The following is an 18,780-nucleotide window of genomic DNA, read 5'->3' on the forward strand; positions in this document are numbered from 1 at the left end:
GGCAAGAAGGACCTGACCTTCTCGACCTGGCTCGCCCACAAGGGCGGGACCGGCAACGTCGCCGCCGCGTTCGTCGGAGCGCCCGTCGCCTCCGGCGCCTCGTTCTCCTCCGGCTACTGGCTGCTCAACCCGAGCAACCTCTCCGGCTACACCAAGTCGGTCGTCACCAACTCGGTCAGCGCGGGCGCTCCCTACAACACCGAGGTCGGCGCCGGAGCGACGGGCACCCCGACCGTCGGCGCGCGCACCCCCTCGGGCCTCTCGCTCTACACGACCGTCATCGACGGCTCGACCGGCAAGCTCACCGTGTACGTCAACGGCGCGCAGATCTCGCAGAGCACGATCGCCCGCGACGTCTCCTCGTTCGGCCCGTCGCTCGTCGCGTACATCGCGCGCTCGACCTACAACGACCCGGGCTGGAACGGCGAGATGGACGACTTCGCCGTCTACGACAGCGCCCTCAGCAGCAGCTCCGTGCAGGCGCTCTACTCCTCGCAGGCCCTCGACCGCGCCGTCGCGTCGGTCACGGTGCCCACGGAGGCGACCGCCGGCTTCACGGTGCCCACCACCGCCAGCGGCGTCGGCATCACCTGGACGTCGAACAGCGCGGCCGTGGCCATCACCGGCGGCACCGCGACCGTCACGCGCCCCGCCGCGGGGCAGCCGGACGCCACCGCCACCCTCACCGCCACCTACAGGGTCGGCACCGAGACCCGCTCGGTCGACTACGCGGTGCGCGTCGCCGCGCAGCTGGACGACGCGACGAAGGTCCAGCGCGACCTCGCCGCGATCGCCATCCCGAACGTCGGCGACATCCGGACGAACGTCTCGGTGCCCACCACCGGCACGCTCGGCTCGAGCATCGCCTGGAGCGTCGTCAGCCCGAGCGGAGCGACCGTCCGCGACGGCAGCGCCGCCGGCACCCGCACCATCGACGTCGACCGCCCCGCGACCGGGAGCCCCGCGATCGACGTGGTCGTCCGCGCGACCGCGACCAGCGGATCCACCACCCGGACCCGCGACTTCACCCTCCGGGTGCAGCCGCTCCCCGCCGGCACCGACGACACCGAGGCGTACGTCTGGGCGTTCTTCACCGGAGAGGGCGACGGCGCCGAGCGCATCAGCCTCGCCGCCTCGAAGGGCAACGACGCGCTGAGCTGGAACACGCTGAACGGCGGCAAGCCGGTCTTCACCTCGAACCTGGGGACGATGGGCCTGCGCGACCCGTTCATCATCCGCTCGCACGAGGGCGACAAGTTCTTCATGCTCGCCACCGACCTGAAGATCGACGGGCTCCCCGGCGGCTTCGACACCGCGCAGAAGTCGGGCTCGAAGTACATCGAGGTCTGGGAGTCGACCGACCTGGTGAACTGGTCCGCTCAGCGCCACGTCAAGGTCTCCACCGACTTCGCCGGCAACACCTGGGCCCCCGAGGCGTACTGGGACGACGAGCTCCAGACCTACGTCGTGTTCTGGGCCTCGAACATGTACCCGACCACGAACACGGCCGACCGCGCCTCCGTCACCTACAACCAGATGATGTACGCGACGACCGAGGACTTCACCTCCTTCTCGGAGGCGAAGCCGTGGATCGACGTCAAGCGCGGCGCCGGCAAGGGCACCATCGACTCGACGGTCGCGAAGGACGGCGACACCTACTACCGCTTCACCAAGGACGAGGCGTCGATGACCCTCCGCGAGGAGAAGAGCACCGACCTGCTGGCCACCGTCTCGGGCTCGCTGCCCGGCACCGGTGGACCGGCGGACGAGTGGTCGCTGGTCAAGGAGAAGGTGGCCTCGGGCCTGCCCAACGGCGAGCCCGGGAAGACCTTCACCAGCGGTGAGGGCCCCAACGTCTTCCCCGCCAACGAGGGCGACGTGAACGGCCTCGACTGGTTCCTCTTCATCGACCAGCCGAACTACCACGACGGGCCGAACCACTACATCCCGTTCGGCACCGACGACCTCGCGAACGGCGACTCCTGGCAGCCGCTCGGAGCGAAGCTCCGCACGGGCCTGCCGCAGAACGCCGACGGCGGCAAGCCGCGCCACGGCACGGTCATCCCGGTGACGCGCTCCGAGTACCAGAAGGTGCTCGAGGGCTACGCCCCCGGCCTGGCCGTCGCCTCGGTCGCTCCGCTGACCGCGACGACCACGGCCGGCACCGCGCCGGTCCTGCCCCGCGCCACGATCAGGACCGCCGCCGGCACCACCAGCACGGTCGACGTGGCCTGGGACGCCGTCGCGCCCGCCGCCTACGCCACGGCCGGGACCTTCACGGTCTCGGGCGTCGCGCAGGACGCGTCGCGCATGCCGGTGCAGGTCACGGTCACCGTGCAGTCCTCGCTGAAGGTGAGCGCGACCGCCACGTCGCGCTGCGTCGCCGGCAAGGTCGTGCTGACGGTCGTCGGCAGGAACGGCGACACGGTGCCCATGGACGTCTCGATCAGCACCCCCGAGGGCGTGAAGACGATCGCCGGCGTGAAGCCGGGCGCCTCCGGCTCCGCCGCGTTCACGGTGCGCTCGACGCAGCTCGCCGCGGGCGAGGCGACGGTCACCGGCACGGCCACGGTCGGCGGCAAGACCGTCACGGCCACGGCCACCGCGCCGTACAGCGCGCGCAGCTGCGGCTGACGCACGGCACTCCCCGGGAGCCCGTCGCACCTCACCGGTGCGGCGGGCTCCCGTCGTCGTGCGGAGGGAGTCGGGACACCGCCCTGACGCCGAGGCACCGCTCCCTCGGCGGCGCCTCGGCGGACGGCGCGGTGCCGCGGCGCGCGGGCGGGCCCGGGACGGCCCGCCCGGCGTCATCCGGTGACGGCTGCCGGTCCGGCTTCGAGCAGGTCGCGGACGCTGCGCGGCTCGCGTCCGAGGAGGCGCCCGAGCTCGGGGCCGGTGCCCGCGAAGAAGCCGCGCTCGGCCGCCTGGTGCATCCCGAGGGTGAAGCGCACGAGGAACTCGGGCTGACCCGCCGCGACGCGCGCGGCGACCCACTCGTCGTCGCCGAGGACGCGCAGCTCGACGGGTCGCCCGCCGACCTCGGCCGCGATCCCGGCGATCTCCTCGAACGTCGGAGCCTCCGTCGCGGTCAGCATGATCGGCCCGTCCTGCGGGCTCCCCGAGAGGAGGAGCCGGGCGGCCGCCTCCGACTCGTCCTCGCGGGCCGTCCACGAGACGCGACCGTCCGAGGGGACCTCGATCACGCCGATCTCCCGCCACGGTCCGAGGAAGAGGCCCAGGCTGTGCGCGTAGAAGCCGTTGCGGAGCGACGTCCAGGCGAGTCCGGACTCGGCGAGCAGGCGCTCGGTCGCCGCGTGGTCCCGGCCCGGGCCGAAGGGGGTGTCGGCGGCGGCGCCCTGGTGGCTCGTGTAGAGGACCCGTCCGACTCCGACCGCGACGGCCGCCTCGATGGCGGTGCGGTGCAGGGCGACGGCGTCGGCCCGCGGATCGCTCGAGGAGACGAGGAGCAGCTGATCCGCTCCGTCGAAGGCGGCCGGGAGGGAGGCGGGGTCGGCGTAGTCGCCGACGCGCACCTCCACTCCGCGCTCCGTGAAGCGGGCGGTCTTCGAGGCGTCGCGGGCGACGACGGCGATCCCGGAGGCGGGGACGGAGTCGAGGAGGTGGTCGACGGTGGAGCCGTTCAGAGCGCCGGTGGCACCGGTCACGATGATCATGGGGAGAGCCTTCCGATGAGGGGTATCAGCGATACCACGAGGAAGATAACCACGGAATTCCGCCGATAGCAACCGTGCGCTACCGTCGATACGTGACCAGCCCCACTCCTCCGACCGACACGCGCCTGCGCATCGTCGAGGCGGCCGCCGGCCTCCTCCGCGACGAGGGCCCCGCCGCCGTCACCACGCGAGCGGTCGCCCAGGCGGCCGGGCTGCAGGCCCCGGCGATCTACCGCCTCTTCGGCGACAAGGACGGCCTGCTCGAGGCGGTCGCGGAGCACGTGCTGGCCACCTGGGTCGACTCCAAAGCGCGGACGGTCGAGGCGGCCGTCGCCGGGGGCGTCGACCCGGTCGAGGACCTGCGCGCGGGCTGGGCCGCGCAGGTGGAGTTCGGCCTGGCCAACCCCGCGCTCTTCCGCCTCCTCAGCGATCCGGGCCGCGCCTCCGGATCGCCGGCCGCCCTCTCCGGGCGGCGGGTCCTCGCCGCCCGCGTGCAGCGCGTGGCCGCCGAGGGCCGCCTCCGCGTGCCGGAGGAGCGCGCCGTCGGCCTCATCCAGGCGGCGGGCACCGGCGTGGTCACCACCCTGCTCTCCACCCCCGCCGCCGACCGCGACCCCGGTCTCGCCGATGCCGCGCTCGACAGCGTGCTCGCGGGGATCCTCGCCGACCCGCCCTCCCCCGGCGACGGCGGGCGGCTCACCGCCCTCGTCGGCGTCCGGGCCCTCGCACCGGAGCTCGCCGGCCTCACGCCCGCGGAGCGCCTGCTGCTCGCGGACTGGCTCGACCGCGCCCTCGCGGCGGCCGCGCAGGAGTGACGGGCGCGCAGGAGTGACGGGCGAGCAGGAGTGACGGCCGCGCTTCCACCACAGGAGTGACGGGCGCCGTCCCGCCGCGGGGACGACGGCGCCTCCGTCCCGCAGAGACGCGGGCCTCGCGGCTAGGCGCGTCTCCCGTCGGGCGGGAGGATCGACGCCTGGATGAGCGGCACGGGGAAGTGCGACGCCCGCAGCGGGTCGAGCAGGCTGTCGGTGATCCCCGCGGTGAAGTCCTCCGTGCCGAAGACCTTGAACAGCGCCTCCCGCCCGAACTTCGAGCTGTCGGCGACGAAGAACGCCTCGCGCGCGGACGCCATCATCAGCCGCTTGAGCTCGAGCTCGTAGCTCGTGGTGCTGTAGATGCCGTCGTCGCCCACGGTGTCGGCGCCGAAGATCGCGACGTCCACCCGCAGGTTCGAGAGCTGCTGCACCGAGGTCGGCCCCCACATCGAGAAGGCGTTCGGCAGGAGCTCGCCGCCGATGAAGACGAGGTGGATCGTCTGCTTGCGGGCGACGGCGAGGGCGACCCGCAGGTCGCCGGTCACGACGGTGAGGCGCTGGTTCTCGAGGTGTCGCGCGACCTCGAGCGTCGTGGTGCCCCCGTCGAGGAGGATCGTCTGCCCCTCGAGGACGCGCTCGGCCATCGCCCGCCCGATCGCCGCCTTCTCGCTGCGGTGCAGCTCCTCCTTGAAGTGGTGCGGAGTCTCGGACTGCTTCACCGGGATCGCGCCTCCGTGCGTGCGCTTGACCAGGTCCATCGCCTCGAGCCGCTCGAGGTCGCGACGGATGGTCGACGGAGTGACGTCGAACCGCTCCGCGAGGTCTCGCACCGACTGGAAGCCGCCGTCCTGGAGGGCGTCGACGATCTCTGCTTGACGGGACATCCCACACCTCGATCCTGGTCTCGCCTCCGTCGAGGCTACGGGGCGGAGCGGGGAGGAGGCGCAGACGGCGCGCGGAAACGCGCAGATTGCGCGCATGCGCGGGCGGCTGCGCGTCCCGACCGCCGGGTGCGCGGCGGATCTACGCGGTCGAACGCACCGTCTGCGCCCTGGATGCGCGATTCGCGCGCTTCCCACGCCCCATGCGCGAAAGAGTGCAGCCATCTGCGCGTTATCGCTTGACGGAGTGCTCGATCAGCGATTAGCGTCGGGCTCCTGCGACGGATTCCGACACAGCAGCGTCAGAACACCGCACCGGATGAGGGCCGAACGGCCACCATCCTCTCGTTCACGAAGGAGTCAACGAATGGACCGCTCTCGACTTTTCCGAGGCATGACGCTCGCAGCGGGCGCCGCAATCCTCCTCACCGGATGCACGACCGTCGGCGCCGGCTCCGACACCGCCGCCGGCAGCGGAGGCTCGGCCGCCCCCGGCGAGATGGTCATGGTGACCGTCGTCAAGGCGCAGACCATCCCGTGGTTCCAGCGCATGGCCGTCGGCGTGCAGGACTTCGCCGACGAGACCGGGATCGACGCCCGCCAGGAGGGCGCCGACGACGTCAGCCCCGAGAAGCAGACCGCGATCGTGCAGGACCTGATCGCGCAGCGCCCGACGGCCATCACGGTCGTCCCGAACTCGCCCGAGTCGCTCAGCAACGTGCTCGCCCAGGCCCGCCAGCAGGGCATCATCGTCGTCTCGCACGAGGCGTCCGGCATCGAGAACGTCGACGTCGACATCGAGGCCTTCGACAACGCGTCCTACGGCTCCGAGATCATGGACAACCTCTCGGAGTGCATGGGCGGCGAGGGGAAGTACGTCCAGTTCGTCGGCGGGCTGACCGCGAAGACGCACATGGAGTGGGTCGAGGCGGCGTACGAGACGCAGCAGGCCGACTCCCCCGGCATGACCCGCGTCGAGACCCCCATCGAGAGCACCGACAACCAGGAGACCGCGTACGAGCGCGCGAAGGAGATCCTCGCGAAGTACCCCGACATCGCGGGCTTCCAGGGCTCCGCCGGCAACGACGTCCCCGGCATCGCGCGCGCGGTGCAGGAGGCGGGCCTCCAGGACCAGGTGTGCGTGATGGGCACCTCGATCCCGTCGGTGGCCAACCAGTACCTGGCCGACGGCTCCATCGACAAGATCTTCTTCTGGGACCCGGCCCTCGCCGGTGAGGCCCAGCTGTCGATCGCGAAGATCCTCGCCGACGGCGGCGAGATCACCGAGGGCACCGACCTCGGCGTCGAGGGCTACGACTCGCTCAAGAAGCTCGACGGGTTCGACAACGTCTTCGTCGGGAACGCGTCCGTCGCGGCCGACGCGGAGACCGCCGCGCAGTACGACTTCTGATCCCCCTCCACCCCCGCTCCGGGGCGCGCCGCCCGCGCGCCCCGGAGCACCCTCAGGAAGGTCGACGATGACCGACGCTCCCCCCGGCACCATTGCCCCGATCCTCAGCGCCCGCGGCATCACCAAGCGATTCGGCGGCGTCACCGCCCTCGACGGCGTCTCGCTCGACCTGATCCCCGGCGAGGTGCACTGCCTCGCCGGCGAGAACGGCTGCGGCAAGTCCACCCTGATCAAGATCATCTCCGGGGCCGAGCGCCCCGATGCGGGCGAGATCTCCATCGACGGGGACACCCGCTCCCGGATGGACACCACGTCCGCGATCACGAGCGGGATCCAGGTCATCTATCAGGACTTCTCGCTCTTCCCCAACCTCACGGTCGCCGAGAACATCGTGCTGACCTCGGCCGTCGCGGCGAAGCACCGCCTCTACCGCGCCGGCACCGCGCGCCCCCGGGCGAAGGCCATCGTCGACGAGCTGCAGCTCGACCTGGACCTCGACGCCGACGTCGCCGACCTCTCGGTCGCCGACAAGCAGCTCACCGCGATCTGCCGCGCCCTCGTCAACGACGCGCGCGTCATCATCATGGACGAGCCCACCACCGCGCTGACGCACACCGAGGTGGCGCGGCTGTTCACGATCGTGGAGCGGCTGCGCAGCCGCGGCGTCGCGCTCGCGTTCGTCTCGCACAAGCTCGAGGAGGTCCTCGAGATCTCGCAGCGGGTGACGATCATGCGCTCCGGCCGCGTGGTCACCAGCGGCCCCGTCGCCGACTTCGACCGCCGCTCCATCGCCGAGCACATGACCGGCCGCGAGCTCGACGAGTCGCGGATCGTGAGCACGCTCGACGAGTCGGCGCCCCCGATGCTCGAGGTCGTCGGCCTCTCCCGCCCCGGCGCCTTCCACGACGTCTCGTTCTCGGTGCGCCCGGGCGAGATCCTCGGCATCACCGGGCTCCTGGGCTCGGGCCGCACCGAGATCGCGGAGGCCGTCTTCGGCTCCCAGCCCGCCGCCTCCGGGATCATCGCCGTGGACGGAGCGCCCACCGCGGTGCGGAGCATCCGCGACGCCGTCCGCGCCGGGATCGGCTACGTGCCGGAGGACCGCCTCTCGCAGGGCCTCTTCCTAGAGAAGCCGATCGCGGACAACATCATCGCGGGCTCCCTCGACGCGCACCGCACGCCGTGGCGCTCGCTCGACAAGCGGAGGATCCGCGCGACCATCGACCGGCTCTTCGCCGAGCTGTCCATCAAGGCCCCGAACCCCCAGGCGCCCGTCCGCTCCCTCTCGGGAGGGAACGCGCAGCGCGTGGTGATCGCGAAGTGGCTGGCGACCGACCCGAAGGTGCTGATCCTCAACGGACCCACGGTCGGAGTCGACGTCGGCTCCAAGTCGCAGATCCTCGAGCTGCTGCGGCGCGAGGCCGCCCGCGGGATGGCCGTCGTCGTGATCTCGGACGACGCCCCCGAGCTGGTCGCCTGCTGCCATCGCGTGCTGGTCGTCGCCCGCGGCCGCATCGCCCACGAGCTCCGCGGCGACGAGATCACCGCCGAGAACCTCCAGAACAGAATGGCGGTCTGACGTGTCCACGCTCCGATCCCTCCGAGGCGCGAACAACGAGGGCGTCCTCGCCCTGGTCCTGGTCGCCCTCGTGATCGTCATGACGGCCGTGAACCCGGTCTTCTTCAGCGCGACGACGGGTCTGTCGATCCTCCGCAGCGCCACCGTGCCGCTGATCTTCGCGCTCGCGGTCCTGATCGTCATCGTCTCCGGAGGCATCGACGTCTCGTTCGCGGCCGTCGCGATCTTCTCGGCCTACACGGCGGTCAGCGTCACCCTCGCCACCGGGCAGGACCTCCCCGCGCTCGCGATCATCGCGATGGCCGTGGTGATCGGCGCGGTGCTCGGCCTGGTCAACGGCTTCGTGATCGCGCGGTTCCGGCTTCCCACGCTGATCGTCACGCTCGGCACGCAGGGTGTGTTCGTCGGGGTGATGTACACCTTCGTCGGCGCCCAGTACTACGCGCAGCTGCCCCCGTCGCTCGCGGCGCTCTCCTCGGTCAACGTCGTCGACGTGGCGACCTCGGGCGGCCGCGCGGCCCTCCACCTGATGACGCTGCTCGCCGTCGTGCTCGCGGTCGTGGTCTGGCTGATGCTGACGCGCACGATGTTCGGACGCTCGCTCTACGCGATCGGCGGCGACATCGAGGCCGCCCGCCGGGCGGGCTTCCGCGTGGTCAGGACCCAGCTCTCGGTCTACGTCCTCGTCGGCGTCCTCGCCGCCCTGGCCGGGATCGCGCACATGGTCCTCGGCCGCAGCGCGAACCCGCAGGACCTGGTGGGCGACGAGCTCGACATCATCGCCGCGGTCGTCCTCGGCGGCGCGTCGATCTTCGGCGGCCGCGGGTCGGTGCTCGGCACGGTGCTGGGCGTCGTCCTGATCCAGGTGATCAACAACAGCCTGCTGCTCGCCGGCGTCCCCAGCGCCTGGCTGCGCGCCGCGGTCGGAGTCCTGCTGATCGTCGGAGTCGGCGTGCAGGCGATCGCCGCGCGCCGCAAGGCGAAGCGGGTCCGGCCCGTCGACGACGACGTGAGCCACGAACGAGAGAGCGCGAGGGTCGCATCATGACCGACGGATCCCGGACCACCTCCGAGCACCCGGCTCGGCGCATGAACGACCGCCTCGACGCGTTCACCCGCGGTGTCGTCGGACGCGCCGCGGGCAACCGCGGGACGGGCCGGATGCTCATCGCGCTCGTCGTCGCGGTCGCGATCTTCGCGATCGCCAACCCCCGCGTGTTCCTCAGCCCGCTCAACCTGCAGAACATCGGCGTCGCGGCTCCCGAGATCGGCGTGATCGCCATCGCGATGATGCTCGCCATGCTCACGGGCGGCATCGACCTCTCCCTCGTGGCGATCGCCAACCTGTCGGCGGTGACGATGGCGACGATCTACTCCCAGGTCGCCGCCGCCGACCCCGCCGCCGCGGAGGCGATGACCGTGCCGATCGTCCTCGCGGGCCTGGTCGTCGGAGTCCTCTGCGGCGCCCTCAACGGATTCCTCGTGAGCGTCGTCGGGATCACCCCGATCCTGGCGACCCTCGGCACCATGCAGATCCTCAACGGCATCGCGGTGGTGTGGACCGGCGGGACCACGCTCTACGGAGCACCGTCGGCCCTGACGACCTTCGGCATGATGGCCGTCGGGCCCGTCCCGGTGCTGTTCCTCGTGCTGCTCGTGGTGGCCGTCGCGGTCGCCCTGCTGATCAACACGACCTCCCTCGGCCGCAAGGTGCAGCTGGAGGGAGCGAACCCCGAGGCCGCGCGCTTCTCGGGCATCCGCAGCGTCAGCGTCCTCTCGCGCAGCTACATGATCGGCGGGCTGCTCGCCGGCGGCGCCGGGGTGCTGTTCCTCGCCCGCAATCCCACCGCGTCCGCCGATTACGGCTCCTCGTACGTGCTGCTCGTCATCGTCATCGCGGTGCTGGGAGGGACGAACCCGTCGGGCGGCTTCGCCTCGGTCGCCGGAGTCGTGCTCGCCACGCTCACCCTCCAGGTCGTCTCGAGCGGATTCACCGCTCTGCGGCTGACCTCCTACGAGTACGCCATCGCCCAGGGCGTCCTCCTCATCGCCGTCATGGTCCTCGACTCCGTCACCGCGAACCGGCCGCGCCGGCAGCGGGCGACGGCCCCGACCCCTCCCGCGCCCGCGCGGCCCACCGTGGACGCGTCCACCAGAACGGAGCACCAGTGAAGAAGATCATCAACGAGCCGAAGGACTTCGTCGACGAGTTCGTCGAGGGCATCCTGCTCGCCCACCCGACCCTGGTGAAGACGCCGGGCACCGACCTGCGGATCCTCGCCCGCGCCGACGCCCCCGTCGCGGGGAAGGTCGGGATCGTCACGGGCGGCGGCTCCGGCCACCTGCCGCTGTTCAAGGGCTACGTCGGCACGGGGCTGTGCGACGCGGTCGCCATCGGCAACGTGTTCTCCTCGCCGTCGTCCGCGCAGATCCTGGAGGCGACCAAGGCCGTCGACGGCGGCGCCGGCGTCCTCTACCTGTACGGCAACTACGGCGGCGACGTCTTCAACTTCGACCTCTCGGTCGACATGGCCGAGCTCGAGGGGATCCGCACGCTGACCGCCCTCGGACGCGACGACGTCGCGAGCCAGCCGAAGGAGCGCGCCGCGGACCGCCGCGGAGTCGCCGGGATCTTCTTCGCGTTCAAGGCGGCCGGCGCCGCCGCCGAGCGCGGGGACTCGCTCGACGAGGTCGCGGCCGTCGCCGAGGACGTCATCGAGCACACGGCGACCATGGGAGTGGGCCTCTCCCCGACGATCCTCCCGATGACGGCCAAGCCGAGCTTCGAGCTGGCCGAGGACGAGATGGAGATCGGGATCGGGATCCACGGCGAGCCCGGCATCCACCGCGGCGCCCTCGAGTCGGCGGACAGCATCGCCGAGCACCTCACGGAGCGGCTCGTCGCCGACCTCGGCATCGGCGAGGGCGACCGCGTGGCCGTGCTCGTCAACGGCATGGGCGCCACTCCCCTCGAGGAGCTGTACCTGCTCTACCGGCGGGTCCACGGGCTCCTCGCCGAGCGCGGCGTCACCGTCGCGAAGAACTACATCGGCGAGTACGCGACCAGCCTCGAGATGGCCGGAGCGTCGATCTCGCTCCTCGCCCTCGACGACGCGCGTCTCGAGCTGCTGAACGCCCCCGCCCAGTCCCCCTTCTTCCGAGAGGTCTGATCACGATGAACGGAACCGAACTCAGCTCCGCGATCGCGAAGTGCCTGGTCGTCTTCCCCGAGCACGCCGACGAGCTCGGGGACCTGGACCAGGCGCTCGGCGACGGCGACCTGGGCATCACGGTGTCGCTCGGCGCCAAGGCCGCCCGCGAGGCGCTCGCGCTGCTCCCGGACACGGCGACGCCGACCGAGGTCGTGCTCGCCTGCGCCAAGGCCTTCGCCAATGCGAACCCGTCGACGATGGCCGCGCTCGTCGCGGGCGCGCTGCTCGCCGGCTCCCGGGTCTGGGGCGACGCCGCCACCATCGGCTCCGACGACGTCAGCGCCTTCGCGCTCGCGGCCGCCGAGTCGATCAGCCAGCGGGGCAAGTCGCAGGTGGGCGACAAGACGATCCTCGACGCGATGTTCCCCGCGGCGGAGGCGCTGCGCACGTCGGAGCCCGGCCCCGCCGCCCTCGACGCGGCGATCGCGGCCGCCGAGCAGGGCGTGATCAGCTCGAAGGAGCTGCAGTCCCGCCGCGGCCGTGCGTCGTGGCTGCAGGACCGCAGCATCGGCCTGCAGGACCCCGGAGCCACCGCCTACCTGCGGTTCCTCCAGTCCTGGAAGGCCGCCAATTCCGACCAGGGGGCGGAGCTCCCCGCGGAGACGACCTCCGACACAGAGATGAAGGTGCACTGAGATGGCGAGAATCGGATTCCTCGGACTGGGGACCATGGGACGCGGGATGGCGGACAACCTCGTGAAGGCGGGGCACGACGTCACCGTCTGGAACCGCAGCGCGGTCCCCGAGGTCGCGGGAGCGGCGACGGCCGGGTCCGTCGCCGACGCGGCGGAGGGCGCGGACTTCGTCCTCTCCTGCTTCGCCGACGACACGGCCGTGCGCGAGGTCGTGCTCGCCGAGGGCGGGCTCGCCGGCCTCGTCGACCCGTCGACGATCGTCGTCGACCTGTCCACGATCAGCCCCGAGGGCAGCGACGAGGAGCGCGCGGCGTTCGACGCCCGCGGCGTCCGCTTCCTGGACGCCCCGGTGTTCGGCTCGAAGGGCGAGGCCGCGGCGGGCGGGCTCTGGGTCGTCGTGGGAGGCGACGCCGAGGTCTTCGCCGAGGCGCGGCCCGTGCTCGAGGCGATCAGCGAGACCGTCCACCACATCGGCCCCGGCGGCTCCGGTGCGCGGATGAAGCTGGTCGGCAACCTGATCGTCGCGTCGCAGCTGCTCGCGCTCGGCCAGGCGCTCACCCTCGCCGAGAAGGGCGGGCTCGACCTGCACAAGGTGCTGGAGGTGCTCGCCGTCACCGACTTCAAGTCGCCGATCTTCGACGGCGTCGGTCCGTCCGTCCTCGCCGGCGACTACTCGCCGTCCTTCGCCCTCGCGCTGATGCAGAAGGACGCGGGGCTGATCCAGGCCTACGCGGAGAGCGTCGGCGCGCCCGTCCCCGGCGTCGCGACGGCCCGCCACTACATCGACGAGGCGATGGCCGCCGGCTTCGGCGGGGAGAACGCCTCGGCGCTGATCAAGGCGATCGCCGCCGAGGCCGACGTCGACCTGACCCGGCGCTGACCCTCCGCCCCGGGGCGCCCCTGCCCGGCCGTGACGGCCGCCGCAGGGGCTCCCCCGGCACCCTCCCCGTCCCGGCCGCGCCGCGTGCTTCACTGGAGGGATGACCACGCGTGACGACCACATCGCCGACTTCGCCGAGTTCCTGACCGCCTCCCCCTCCTCGTACCACGCGGCCGCCGAGGCGGCACGGCGCCTCGAGGGAGCCGGATTCACGGGGCTGGACGAGACGCAGGCGTGGCCCGCGGGGCCCGGCCGGTACTACGTCGTCCGCGACGGCGCGATCATCGCCTGGCACCTGCCCGAGGGCTCCGGGGCGACCACGCCCTTCCGCATCCTGGGCGCCCACACCGACTCCCCCGGCTTCATGCTCAAGCCCCGGCCGACGATCGGTTCGAAGGGCTGGCTGCAGGCCGGCGTCGAGATCTACGGCGGCCCGCTGCTCAACTCCTGGCTCGACCGCGAGCTCGAGCTGGCCGGGCGCGTGGTCACCCGCGACGGCTCGACGCGCCTGCTCCGGACCGGCCCGCTGCTGCGGATCCCGCAGCTCGCGATCCACCTCGACCGCACGGCGAACGAGGGACTCACCCTCGACCGCCAGAAGCACACCGTCCCCGTGTTCGGCATCGGCGACGCCTCCGAGGTCGACCTGCTCCAGCTGCTCGCCGCGCACGCCGGGCTCGACGACGCCTCCGACGTCGCCGGCTACGACCTGCTCACCGCCGACACGCAGGCGCCGCGCCGCTTCGGCCTCGACGAGATGTTCCTCGCCGCCGGGCGGATGGACGACCTCAGCTCCGTGCATGCCGGCCTCGTCGCGCTCCTCGCGGCGAGCGCCGATCTAGCGGCGCCGCCCGCGCACATCAGCGTGCTCGCCGCCTTCGACCACGAGGAGCTCGGCTCGGCGAGCCGGTCCGGAGCGAGCGGGCCGTTCCTCGAGGACGTCCTCTCGCGCATCGGCACGGCCCTCGGCGCCGGTGTCGACGAGCGCGCCCGGGCGATCGCCGCCTCCTGGTGCCTCTCGGCCGACGCCGGCCACTCCGTGCACCCCAACTACTCCGAGAAGCACGACCCGTCGAACCAGCCGGTCGCCGGGAAGGGGCCGCTGCTCAAGATCAACGCGACGCAGCGCTACGCGACGGATGCGCGCGGTGCGGCGCTGTGGGCGGGCGTCTGCGAGCGCGCCGGGGTCGGGTACCAGGAGTTCGTCTCGAACAACTCGGTGCCGTGCGGATCCACGATCGGCCCGCTGACCGCGACCCGGCTCGGCATCTCCACGGTCGACGTGGGAGTGCCGCTGCTCTCGATGCACTCGGCGCGCGAGCTCGCCCACGTGGACGACCTGGTCGCCCTGACCGCGGCGATCGAGGCGTTCTTCACTCCCTGAGCCGGGTCCGGCGCGATCGGGGCACCGCGGCCTGGCGCACCCGCCGGACGGACCCCCGGCTCCGCTCAGTCGCCGGGCGGCCGCCGGCGCTGCTGCTTCGTCTCGGAGCGCTGCTGCTTCGCGGCGAGCCGGCGGCGGGTGGAGCCGCGCGTGGGCCGGGTCGGGCGCCGCGGGGCGGAGGGCGGCGCGAGGGCCGCGGTGATGATCCCGCGGAGCATCTCGAGGGCCGTCTCGCGGTTGCGCAGCTGCGAGCGCTCCTGCGCCACCGTGACGGTGACCGCTCCGGAGAAGAGCCGCCGCCCGAGGCGCTCGAGCAGACGCGAGCGCTGCTCATCCGAGAGGGCCGTCGACTCCTCGACGCTCCAGGTGAGCTGCACGCGGCTGTCGGAGGTGTTCACGTGCTGCCCGCCGGGCCCGGAGGAGCGCGAGAACCGCCACTGCAGCTCCGATGCGGGGACGACGAGCCCCGGCCGCACCTCGAGATCCATGCGGCAAGCCTGGCACGCGCCCGCCCCGGAGCGGGAGCGCCGGCGATCCGCTCCCGGGTGCGGTGTCCTCTTCCGGACGTGTCCGCTACAGGCTCTTGTCCCCGCCGTGGTCACGTCCGGACACTGGAGGGGTGCCCGGGCGGGCGCATCGGCCGACTCCTCAGGGCCACCCGAAGGCGTCGAGGGGTCGGCCGCACGGCTCGGTCCCGCGGGAGCTCAATCGCGCGGCACCGTCTCGGCGAGGTCGATCTCGCCGTCGTCCAGCACTCCCGGCTCGAGCGCCTCCGGATCGTCGAGCACCGGCTCTCCGGCACCGGCGTCGCCGTCGCGGGTGCGCGAGTCCGCCGCCCACGCCGTGCCGAGCGCGAAGAGCGTCGCCACTCCGTAGTGCTCCATCGCGGCGGCCACGCGGCGGCGGCCGGTCCGCGGATTCATGCCGAGCCGGTGCGACGCGGTCTCGAGCGTGACGCCCTGGCGCATCAGCCGGAGCAGCGGCAGCCAGCTCTGGTCGACGGCGCCGATCGGAGCGGCCTGCCGCCACAGGACCTCGAAGTACGACTCGACCAGCCCCGCCAGCGCCGCATGGCGCACGCCGAGCACGCTGGTCGGCTTCGTCTCGCCCCGCTCGAACGGGACGGCGAGGTGGTCGCCGTCGACCCAGAACCAGCTCGGCGGGCTCTCGAGGAGCCGGTACTCGACGCCCGCCGCCTGGTACGCCTCCACCCGGGCGAGCACCCGCGGGTCGCGCGCGCCGGCGGCCGGCATGATGACGCGCACCCGGTCCTTCGCCGCGAGCGCGTGCCCGAAGCGGATCGCCCGCTCCGTCGGCGGATCGAGGAACCGCTCCACGTTCGGGAGCACCGCCACGAGCGAGCCGGAGTCGCGGCGGACGAGGTCGAACCAGAGGTCCTCGGACGCGTGCGGCCCGTGACGGAGGAGGGTCGGCACCGGATCCGTCGCGTCCTCGCCGACCCGCCAGGCGCCTAGCAGCATCGGCAGGCCGGCGACGACGCGCTCGATCCCGTCCAGCGACTCCCTTCCCGCCCGCCGCGCCGACTCCGTGTGCCGGGCGATGGCCGCGGCCGCCCACTCCATCGGCGCCGGGAAGTCGAGCTGCTCGCCCTCGCCGCCCATGAGCCCCCGGCCGCGGAGCCGCTCGATCGCCGCGGCGACCTCGGCCTCGTCGATGTGGGTCAGCTCCGCCGCGTCGGCCAGCGTCGCCGGCCGTCCCCGCAGCAGCGCAGCCAGGAGTCCGTCGTCGTCCATGCGTCTCCTTCGCCGTGGGCCGTCACCCGAGGGTGCCGTCTCCGCGGTCGAGGAGCAAGGGACGCGCGGCGGACGGCGGGGAGCGGCCAGGCGGGGGCGGCGGATGAACTCGTGACGGGCACGGACCTCGGCTCAGCTGAGGACTTCCAGCGGAGACCTCTTCTTCGCTCCCGATCGCACTCTTTCGCAGTGGCGCCTCGTCACCGGGAAGGCGGTGGTCACTGCGGGCGTCCGGGATCGATCAGGAGCGCGGTACTGCGGTCACTCGGACAGCAGCGGGATCGAGCGGCCCAGGCGCCTGCCGTACTCGGCGATGGCGCGGCCGACGGGGAGCCGCTCGGCCTCGTAGCGCTCGAGCGCCTCGTCGACCGGGTGCCGCGCGAGGGAGGCGGCGAGGGCCAGCGCGTCGCCCGCCGCCTTGGCCGCGCCCATGGCCGTGTGCGGCCGCACCATCACGGCGGCGTCACCGAGGAGGGCGACCCGGCCGCGCACCGTCCGCGGCGGGACGTAGTCGACGATCGCCTGCAGGAAGGGCTGCGGCTCGGCGAGGACGGCAGCCGCGAAGGGCGGCGGCAGGCGGTCGACCGCGTCCTCCTCGAGCCGGCGGCGGAGATCGGGAGCGAGGTCGCCGGGCGCGAGGGACACGCTCTCCGGCGGACGGCCGGACGCCGTCATCACTCCGCGGAGGGCGTCCTCGGAGAGGGGCCGGTACCAGACCCAGTTGTAGCGTCGGCGGCCGGGCTCCACCTCGCCGGCGGGTCCGGGGACGAGGTAGCCGAGGATGTGCTCGCCGGGCGCGGTGTAGAAGGCGAAACGCCCGAGGAGAGTCGCCGCGGCCTCGGCGGGGAGCGCCGACCCCGGGATCAGCCCGCGCCAGGTCGAGTAGCCGGCGTAGCGGTTCCCCGGCGCCTCGGGCGCGACCGCCGCGCGCACGACGGATCCGAGGCCGTCGGCTCCGATGACGACGTCGAACTCCACGCCGCTCCCGTCGCACAGCTCGACGACGACCGGGTCCGTCCCGGTCGAGGGGCGCACCCCGGCGACGGCGTGACCGAGGAGGTAGCGGTCGGCGGGGATCCGCGAGCGGAGCGAGTCGTAGAGGTGGTCCCACGACACCTGCGTCTGCGGGGAGGGGTCGCGGCCGATCACGCGCCCGGAGCGGTCGAGGGTGATCCGCTCGTGCGCGACGACGCCGACCCGCGCCTCGTCGTCGCGGCCGATCGCGTGCAGGAGGTCGATCAGGTCCTGCTGGGCCACCAGCCCGGCACCCCGCCGCGACAGGCCCGTCGCCGACCGCTCGAGGACCGTCACGCGGTGCCCGTCGCGGACGAGCAGGGCCGCGGCGAACAGTCCGCCGATCGAGCCGCCGACGATCCCGACGTCGAGCGGGCGCACCGCTCCTCCTGCTGCAATGAGCGCGACCGTACCGGCGAGCGGGCGGCCCTCGTTCCTACAGAGGGCGGAACAGCGCGGCCTCAGGACGCATCAGCCCGGAGATCCGGAGAACCTTGGACAGCCGTGCCTCGCGAACTCAGCGACCATCACTGCACAGCTCTCTCACCTAGACGGATCAGAAGGGTCTTCGCATGGGCATTCATCGGTTCGGGTGAATCCGGCTCGTAGCGGAAGAGTGCGGTTCCCGACCGATCTGCAAACGCGAAAGCAGACCTGGTGAAGCCGGACTTGGAAACAATGACTGGTTTTTTCTGATCGATCATCGATGCGCCGCACAGATCTCGCACCGCGGGTTCGGAAATCGGTCGCGTCTGATACTTCACCTGCACGATGAGATCGACGGACTCGATATCGATCCCTCCGTCCCTGGATCCGCGTCCCAACCGGGCACGTGCAACGCCTTGGCGGATCAGCCAGCGCCAGACCTCCCGCTCAGCCTCTCTCCAAGGCCGGTCCTGGTTCGTGGATGCTGCCAGACTCCGCGGATAGCCGTAGTTGCCGCCGGGTCCTGAGTCCGGACCGCGGTGCCAGACCGGTCCATCCGACCTCGGCGGGGTCGTGGGTTCGACCAACGAGCCGAAGGCCAGTTTCTCCCCAGCGGACATGATCAAGAGCTTGGGCGGTCGCGGAACAACCTCGGCAGATCGCTCCTTCTCGCGGTGACGCTCCCCGAGGTGACTCCTCGCCTCGGAATCCGACATCCCCACGAAACTGAGCGGAGGCGGACCTTGACGCACCGGTTGCCGGAGCAACGACAGCGCCACGAGTCGACTGTTCGTCTTCCAGGACGCGACCGCCGCTTCTACCAGTACCCTCGCGCCGAGTTTCCGATGCGCGGCACGATCGCGAGGGGCGAGCTGTGACCAGAGTTCTTGAGCGGTCGACTGGATCTCAGCCCTGACGGCCTGCTCACTGGTGAGCCGCACCAGCGACGATCCGAGAGCCTCCACCCGCGCAAGAGCCTCACCCAGCTGCAGCTCGCGTCCCACGCCACGACTCTAGTGAGAGCAGCCGTCCCCAGGCGATCAGTATCGAACAAGCGGTCGAAGACGCCCGTGCGCCCACCGCATCCTTCGCGGGCAGGAAGCAGCGAGCGCGAG

The 18,780-nt window shown here is 72.3% G+C and carries 16 protein-coding genes; 10 read left to right on the forward strand and 6 right to left on the reverse strand.

The window, feature by feature from the left end; genetic code table 11:
* Positions 1-2,634: immunoglobulin-like domain-containing protein (locus tag C5C82_RS07280; protein WP_104354861.1), on the forward strand; the 2,634-nt coding region annotated here is incomplete at its 5' end.
* A 173-nt stretch (positions 2,635-2,807) separates the two neighbouring features.
* On the opposite strand, the gene C5C82_RS07285 is transcribed toward C5C82_RS07280, so the two are convergent.
* Positions 2,808-3,674, reverse strand: coding sequence for an NAD(P)H-binding protein (locus tag C5C82_RS07285; protein WP_104354862.1), 867 nt, complete (start codon positions 3,672-3,674; stop codon positions 2,808-2,810).
* Positions 3,675-3,766: 92 nt separating this feature from the next.
* On the opposite strand from C5C82_RS07285, the gene C5C82_RS07290 reads away from it, so the two are divergent.
* A complete protein-coding gene (locus C5C82_RS07290; protein ID WP_104238146.1) occupies positions 3,767-4,489 on the forward strand; it encodes a TetR/AcrR family transcriptional regulator in 723 nt (240 codons plus the stop codon).
* 122 nt (positions 4,490-4,611) lie between these two features.
* Here the strand turns inward: C5C82_RS07290 and C5C82_RS07295 are convergent, their stop codons facing one another.
* The gene (locus C5C82_RS07295; RefSeq protein WP_104238145.1) at positions 4,612-5,373 is read right to left on the reverse strand and encodes a DeoR/GlpR family DNA-binding transcription regulator; all 762 of its coding nucleotides are present in this window, start codon (positions 5,371-5,373) and stop codon (positions 4,612-4,614) included.
* A gap of 391 nt (positions 5,374-5,764) precedes the next feature.
* On the opposite strand from C5C82_RS07295, the gene C5C82_RS07300 reads away from it, so the two are divergent.
* The 8 genes from C5C82_RS07300 (at position 5,765) to C5C82_RS07335 (ending at position 14,471) form a co-directional block, all read left to right on the forward strand.
* The gene (locus tag C5C82_RS07300) at positions 5,765-6,781 is read left to right on the forward strand and encodes an autoinducer 2 ABC transporter substrate-binding protein (RefSeq protein ID WP_258060406.1); all 1,017 of its coding nucleotides are present in this window, start codon (positions 5,765-5,767) and stop codon (positions 6,779-6,781) included.
* Between the two features lie 67 nt (positions 6,782-6,848).
* Positions 6,849-8,360, forward strand: a complete 1,512-nt coding sequence (locus tag C5C82_RS07305; RefSeq protein WP_104238143.1) for a sugar ABC transporter ATP-binding protein — start codon at positions 6,849-6,851, stop codon at positions 8,358-8,360.
* 1 nt (position 8,361) lies between these two features.
* A complete protein-coding gene (locus C5C82_RS07310; RefSeq protein WP_244229522.1) occupies positions 8,362-9,408 on the forward strand; it encodes an ABC transporter permease in 1,047 nt (348 codons plus the stop codon).
* Entirely contained in the window at positions 9,405-10,532 is a 1,128-nt protein-coding gene (locus C5C82_RS07315; protein ID WP_244229523.1) for an ABC transporter permease, read from the forward strand. Before C5C82_RS07310 ends, C5C82_RS07315 begins: the two co-directional genes overlap by 4 nt.
* Positions 10,529-11,530, forward strand: coding sequence for a dihydroxyacetone kinase subunit DhaK (locus C5C82_RS07320; RefSeq protein WP_104238142.1), 1,002 nt, complete (start codon positions 10,529-10,531; stop codon positions 11,528-11,530). The genes C5C82_RS07315 and C5C82_RS07320 overlap by 4 nt, the downstream gene beginning before the upstream one ends.
* A 5-nt stretch (positions 11,531-11,535) precedes the next feature.
* Positions 11,536-12,207: a DAK2 domain-containing protein gene (locus tag C5C82_RS07325; protein WP_104295137.1), complete on the forward strand. Its 672-nt coding sequence runs from the start codon at positions 11,536-11,538 to the stop codon at positions 12,205-12,207.
* Between the two features lies 1 nt (position 12,208).
* Positions 12,209-13,087 (forward strand): NAD(P)-dependent oxidoreductase, encoded by an 879-nt coding sequence (locus C5C82_RS07330; protein ID WP_104295136.1) that lies wholly within the window; start codon positions 12,209-12,211, stop codon positions 13,085-13,087.
* A gap of 100 nt (positions 13,088-13,187) precedes the next feature.
* Complete coding sequence (locus C5C82_RS07335; protein WP_104295135.1) at positions 13,188-14,471, forward strand: M18 family aminopeptidase; 1,284 nt, start codon at positions 13,188-13,190, stop codon at positions 14,469-14,471.
* 65 nt (positions 14,472-14,536) lie between these two features.
* Here the strand turns inward: C5C82_RS07335 and arfB are convergent, their stop codons facing one another.
* The 4 genes from arfB to C5C82_RS07355 form a co-directional block, all read right to left on the reverse strand.
* Positions 14,537-14,959: an alternative ribosome rescue aminoacyl-tRNA hydrolase ArfB gene (gene arfB, locus C5C82_RS07340; RefSeq protein WP_104295134.1), complete on the reverse strand. Its 423-nt coding sequence runs from the start codon at positions 14,957-14,959 to the stop codon at positions 14,537-14,539.
* A gap of 216 nt (positions 14,960-15,175) precedes the next feature.
* Positions 15,176-16,225 carry a hypothetical protein gene (locus C5C82_RS07345; RefSeq protein ID WP_104295133.1) on the reverse strand — a complete coding sequence of 350 codons (1,050 nt, stop codon included), beginning with the start codon at positions 16,223-16,225 and terminating at the stop codon, positions 15,176-15,178.
* A 261-nt stretch (positions 16,226-16,486) separates the two neighbouring features.
* The gene (locus C5C82_RS07350) at positions 16,487-17,620 is read right to left on the reverse strand and encodes an FAD-dependent monooxygenase (RefSeq protein ID WP_104295132.1); all 1,134 of its coding nucleotides are present in this window, start codon (positions 17,618-17,620) and stop codon (positions 16,487-16,489) included.
* A gap of 146 nt (positions 17,621-17,766) precedes the next feature.
* Positions 17,767-18,669 (reverse strand): restriction endonuclease, encoded by a 903-nt coding sequence (locus tag C5C82_RS07355; RefSeq protein WP_104295131.1) that lies wholly within the window; start codon positions 18,667-18,669, stop codon positions 17,767-17,769.
* Between the last annotated feature and the right edge of the window lie 111 nt (positions 18,670-18,780).

The sequence above is a fragment of the Rathayibacter sp. AY1D5 genome, assembly GCF_002932515.1.
GTDB lineage: Bacteria > Actinomycetota > Actinomycetes > Actinomycetales > Microbacteriaceae > Rathayibacter.

Bases quoted from the DNA above. Each gene is read 5' to 3' on its own strand.
- C5C82_RS07285 (WP_104354862.1), bottom strand. From the start codon at position 3,674: ATGATCATCGTGACCGGTGCCACCGGCGCTCTGAACGGCTCCACCGTC.
- C5C82_RS07295 (WP_104238145.1), bottom strand. From the start codon at position 5,373: ATGTCCCGTCAAGCAGAGATCGTCGACGCCCTCCAGGACGGCGGCTTC.
- C5C82_RS07300 (WP_258060406.1), top strand. From the start codon at position 5,765: ATGACGCTCGCAGCGGGCGCCGCAATCCTCCTCACCGGATGCACGACC.
- C5C82_RS07305 (WP_104238143.1), top strand. From the start codon at position 6,849: ATGACCGACGCTCCCCCCGGCACCATTGCCCCGATCCTCAGCGCCCGC.
- C5C82_RS07315 (WP_244229523.1), top strand. From the start codon at position 9,405: ATGACCGACGGATCCCGGACCACCTCCGAGCACCCGGCTCGGCGCATG.
- C5C82_RS07325 (WP_104295137.1), top strand. From the start codon at position 11,536: ATGAACGGAACCGAACTCAGCTCCGCGATCGCGAAGTGCCTGGTCGTC.
- C5C82_RS07330 (WP_104295136.1), top strand. From the start codon at position 12,209: ATGGCGAGAATCGGATTCCTCGGACTGGGGACCATGGGACGCGGGATG.
- C5C82_RS07335 (WP_104295135.1), top strand. From the start codon at position 13,188: ATGACCACGCGTGACGACCACATCGCCGACTTCGCCGAGTTCCTGACC.
- arfB (WP_104295134.1), bottom strand. From the start codon at position 14,959: ATGGATCTCGAGGTGCGGCCGGGGCTCGTCGTCCCCGCATCGGAGCTG.
- C5C82_RS07345 (WP_104295133.1), bottom strand. From the start codon at position 16,225: ATGGACGACGACGGACTCCTGGCTGCGCTGCTGCGGGGACGGCCGGCG.